Source organism: Pseudomonas sp. Root71 (assembly GCF_001429045.1).
Taxonomy (GTDB): domain Bacteria; phylum Pseudomonadota; class Gammaproteobacteria; order Pseudomonadales; family Pseudomonadaceae; genus Aquipseudomonas; species Aquipseudomonas monachiensis.
Genome location: NZ_LMHY01000021.1, coordinates 1 through 4181 on the forward strand (window position 1 = coordinate 1; position 4181 = coordinate 4181).

At 57.9% G+C, this 4181-nt stretch carries 3 protein-coding genes; 2 read left to right on the plus strand and 1 reads right to left on the minus strand.

Annotated elements, in window-relative coordinates; all coding sequences use genetic code 11:
* Positions 1 to 487: 487 nt before the first annotated feature.
* Positions 488 to 1387 (minus strand): LysR family transcriptional regulator, encoded by a 900-nt coding sequence (locus tag ASD95_RS13775; protein ID WP_056725192.1) that lies wholly within the window; start codon positions 1385 to 1387, stop codon positions 488 to 490.
* Positions 1388 to 1544: 157 nt separating this feature from the next.
* Between ASD95_RS13775 and ASD95_RS13780 the strand changes: the two genes are divergently transcribed.
* Both ASD95_RS13780 and ASD95_RS13785 read left to right on the plus strand, forming a co-directional pair.
* Entirely contained in the window at positions 1545 to 2726 is a 1182-nt protein-coding gene (locus ASD95_RS13780) for an acyl-CoA dehydrogenase (RefSeq protein ID WP_056725194.1), read from the plus strand.
* Positions 2727 to 2737: 11 nt separating this feature from the next.
* On the plus strand, positions 2738 to 3958 hold the full coding sequence (locus ASD95_RS13785) for a CaiB/BaiF CoA transferase family protein (RefSeq protein ID WP_056725196.1): 1221 nt from the start codon (positions 2738 to 2740) through the stop codon (positions 3956 to 3958).
* Positions 3959 to 4181: the final 223 nt, after the last annotated feature.

Genomic DNA, 4181 nt, shown 5'->3' on the forward strand with positions numbered 1-4181 from the left:
AGCAACCCGTGTTTCACCGGTCTGGGTTTCGAGAGGAACACCAATGTGCACGTCAAATCTCCTGCGTGATCTTATAGAGTAAACCCATGCACTACGGATGGTGCGGCTGGGGGCGGCCGATCAGCACGATCCCGCCAAATCAGGGCGGGGCGCGGCATTTTGCAGGCGAACTTTGTGCCCTTCAAGGGATTATGACGGGTGACGGAAAATTAACTACAAGTCACCCCGTGACCGAATGTCGCAACCAGCCGGCTCAATCCCTTGTAGACCGTGCTTTTCAAGGATTCTGGCCGAAATTGAAGAATTTACACATCGGCCGTATGAATGATGCGGCATTGCCTTGAAATAGTGGCGCAAAGCCGCGTCATCAGGCGCTTGTGGGACGTTTGTACGACTTGTCGATACAGTTTGCTGTCATGCGACAAATACGTATATCTGTAGGGCTTTCATTTAGCTGACTACGGGGTCAAGTAACATTGTAGAGCCTTTATCCCTCTAGGCTGTAGCTGTGCGCCTGATTTACCAGCCAGTCACGAAATGCCCTCAACGACGCGGATTCGACCTTTCGCTCAGGAATCATCAGGTAGTAAGCCTTGATGCTGGACAGTGCCTGGGGGTTGGCGATCACCAGACGTTTCTCTTTCAACTCCCTTTGAATCAGGAACGGTGGGATCAGGGCAATGCCCATGTCGTGCATGGCTGCCTGGGCGAGCATGGAGAATAGCTCGTAGCGGGGGCCCGTCATGTCTCGCGGGACATTCAGGTGTTGGGAGTCGAACCATTGGCGCCAGGCATAGGGGCGGGTGGTTTGTTGCAGGAGAGGTAGGTCGGCGATTTCGCCGGGCGTCAGACAGGTCTTGTTTCCGAGCAGGTTGGGGCTGCAAACGGGCATCGGATTTTCACCCATCAACCTGTGGGATTCTGTACCCGACCAATCCGCATCACCGAAGTAGATGGCAGCATCAAAATCCGTGTCGGCGAACAGGAACGGCCGCGTGCGGTTGGTCAGGTTGACCGTCACTTCCGGGTGTTTCTGCTGGAAGTCCTTGAGGCGCGGCAGCAGCCATTGGGTGCCGAAAGTCGGAACTACGGCCAGCTCGATCACGTTGGTGCCCTGCTGGCCCATCACTGACAAGGTGTCGCGCTCAACGGCATCGAGCTGAGTGGCCACCCGACGGCTGTAGGAGAGTCCGGCTTCCGTCAGCTTGACCCCGCGCCGCGAACGTCGGAACAGTTCCACACTGAGGAACTCTTCAAGGCTGGCGATCTGTCGGCAAATCGCTCCTTGGGTCAGCGAAAGTTCCTGGGCGGCCTTGGTGAAGCTCTCGTGGCGTGCGGCAGCCTCGAAGCTGATCAGGGCGGTGGTGCTGGGTATCTTTCTGCGCATGTACGTCAATCTCACTAATACATCGCATAAAGGCTCTTTCGCGACGTTTCGGAGTGAGAAATTAGCACAACAGTATGCAAAATCCTCGTTTGCCGTAGCGCCGATCCGGGCCTAGGATCAGTCCACGTTATTTGACCCGATTCGAGAGGACACACTCATGGGCGGTAAAGCTAGCTTCAACTGGATCGATCCCCTGCTGCTGGATCAACAGCTCACTGAAGAAGAGCGCATGATTCGCGACACGGCTGCGCAATTCGCTCAGCAAAGCCTTGCGCCGCGCATCCTCGAAGCTTTCCGTCATGAGAAGACCGATCCGGCGATCTTCCGCGAAATGGGCGAGGTCGGCCTGTTGGGCGCAACCATCCCCGAGCAGTACGGTGGCAGCGGCCTGAACTATGTCAGCTACGGCCTGATCGCTCGTGAAGTCGAGCGCATCGACTCTGGCTATCGCTCGATGATGAGCGTGCAGTCCTCGCTGGTGATGGTGCCAATCAATGAATTCGGTACCGAAGCGCAGAAGCAGAAGTACCTGCCGAAACTGGCGTCGGGTGAGTGGATCGGCTGCTTCGGCCTGACCGAGCCTAACCACGGTTCCGACCCGGGCGCGATGATCTCACGTGCGCGCAAAGTCGAAGGCGGCTACAGCCTCACCGGCAGCAAGATGTGGATCACCAACAGCCCGATCGCCGATGTGTTCGTGGTCTGGGCCAAGGACGATGCCGGCGACATCCGTGGCTTCGTTCTGGAGAAAGGCTGGAAAGGCCTGAGCGCTCCGGCGATTCACGGCAAAGTGGGCCTGCGGGCTTCGATCACCGGTGAAATCGTGATGGACAACGTGTTCGTGCCGCAAGAGAACATTTTTCCGGATGTCCGTGGCCTGAAAGGTCCTTTCACTTGCCTCAACTCGGCACGTTACGGCATTTCCTGGGGTGCGCTGGGTGCAGCCGAGTTCTGCTGGCACACCGCTCGCCAGTACACCCTGGATCGTCAACAGTTCGGTCGCCCGCTGGCCGCCACTCAGTTGATCCAGAAGAAGCTGGCCGACATGCAGACTGAAATCACCATGGCGCTGCAAGGCTGCCTGCGTCTGGGTCGTATGAAGGACGAAGGGACCGCTGCAGTCGAAATCACCTCGATGATGAAGCGTAACTCTTGCGGCAAGTCCCTGGACATCGCGCGCATGGCTCGCGATATGTTGGGCGGCAATGGCATCTCCGATGAATTCGGTGTCGCGCGTCACCTGGTCAACCTGGAAGTGGTGAACACCTATGAAGGTACGCACGACGTCCATGCGCTGATCCTCGGTCGTGCGCAAACCGGCCTCCAGGCGTTCTATTAAGGAGAACGTCCATGGGCGCGCTATCGCATCTACGGGTACTGGATTTATCGCGGGTGCTGGCCGGGCCTTGGGCCGGGCAGATCCTGGCCGACCTTGGCGCTGAAGTGATCAAGGTCGAGCGTCCGGGTAACGGCGATGACACGCGCGCCTGGGGACCGCCGTTCCTTAAAGACGCTTATGGCGAGAACACCAGCGAGGCCGCCTATTACTTGTCGGCCAATCGCAACAAGCAATCGGTCACCATCGACTTCACTCGCCCTGAAGGGCAGAAGCTGGTGCGTGAGCTGGCGGCCAAGTCGGACATCCTGATCGAGAACTTCAAGGTCGGCGGTCTGGCGGCTTATGGTCTGGACTATGAATCGCTGAAGGCGATCAATCCGGATCTGATCTATTGCTCGATCACCGGGTTCGGCCAGACCGGCCCTTACGCCAAGCGTGCGGGTTATGACTTCATGATCCAGGGGCTGGGCGGCCTCATGAGCCTGACGGGGCGACCTGAAGGCGAAGAAGGTGCGGGGCCGGTGAAGGTTGGCGTGGCGTTGACGGACATCCTGACCGGGCTGTATTCGACTGTTGCGATCCTGGCTGCGCTAGCGCATCGGGATCACGATGGCGGTGGTCAGCATATCGATATGGCATTGCTGGACGTGCAGGTGGCTTGTCTGGCCAACCAGGCAATGAACTACCTGACGACAGGCAATGCGCCTAAACGCTTGGGTAATGCTCATCCGAACATCGTGCCCTATCAGGATTTTCCTACGGCGGATGGCGATTTCATCCTTACCGTCGGGAACGATGGGCAGTTCCGCAAGTTCGCGGAAGTGGCTGGGCAGCCGCAGTGGGCGGACGATCCACGTTTTGCCACCAACAAGCTGCGGGTGGCAAACAGGGCAGCACTGATTCCGCTGATCCGCCAGGCGACGGTGTTCAAGACAACCGCTGAATGGGTGGCACAGCTGGAACAGGCTGGCGTGCCATGCGGGCCTATCAATGACGTGGCGCAGATGTTTGCCGATCCTCAGGTCAAGGCGCGTGGGTTGGCTATCGAGCTGCCTCATGCACTGGCTGGGATGGTGCCGCAGGTGGCGAGCCCGATTCGACTGTCGCAAACGCCGGTGGAGTACCGTTTTGCGCCTCCTCTGCTGGGTGAGCACACGCTGGAAGTTTTGCAGCGGGTGTTGGGCCTGGATGCCGGGGCGGTGTCGGCATTCAAGGCTTCGGGCGTTCTCTGATAGGTCTCTTCTATATAGAGGGGTGTTTCGGCTCCTCTATATAGGCTCCCTTTGGGACGTTTTGCTGCTTATTGATAGAAAACCTAAATCAGTGCTTGACGGCAGATTCCAGATCTCTATAATTCGCCCCACTTCCGGCGCAGTCGAAACGGAAAACTCCTTGGCAAACAATGAGTTACGCAGTTTTCGACAGCAGGTTGCTTCAGTTCATCGAAGCCGAAAG

Coding starts and splice junctions, on each gene's coding strand:
- ASD95_RS13780 (WP_056725194.1), top strand. CDS start 1,545: ATGGGCGGTAAAGCTAGCTTCAACTGGATCGATCCCCTGCTGCTGGAT.
- ASD95_RS13775 (WP_056725192.1), bottom strand. CDS start 1,387: ATGCGCAGAAAGATACCCAGCACCACCGCCCTGATCAGCTTCGAGGCT.
- ASD95_RS13785 (WP_056725196.1), top strand. CDS start 2,738: ATGGGCGCGCTATCGCATCTACGGGTACTGGATTTATCGCGGGTGCTG.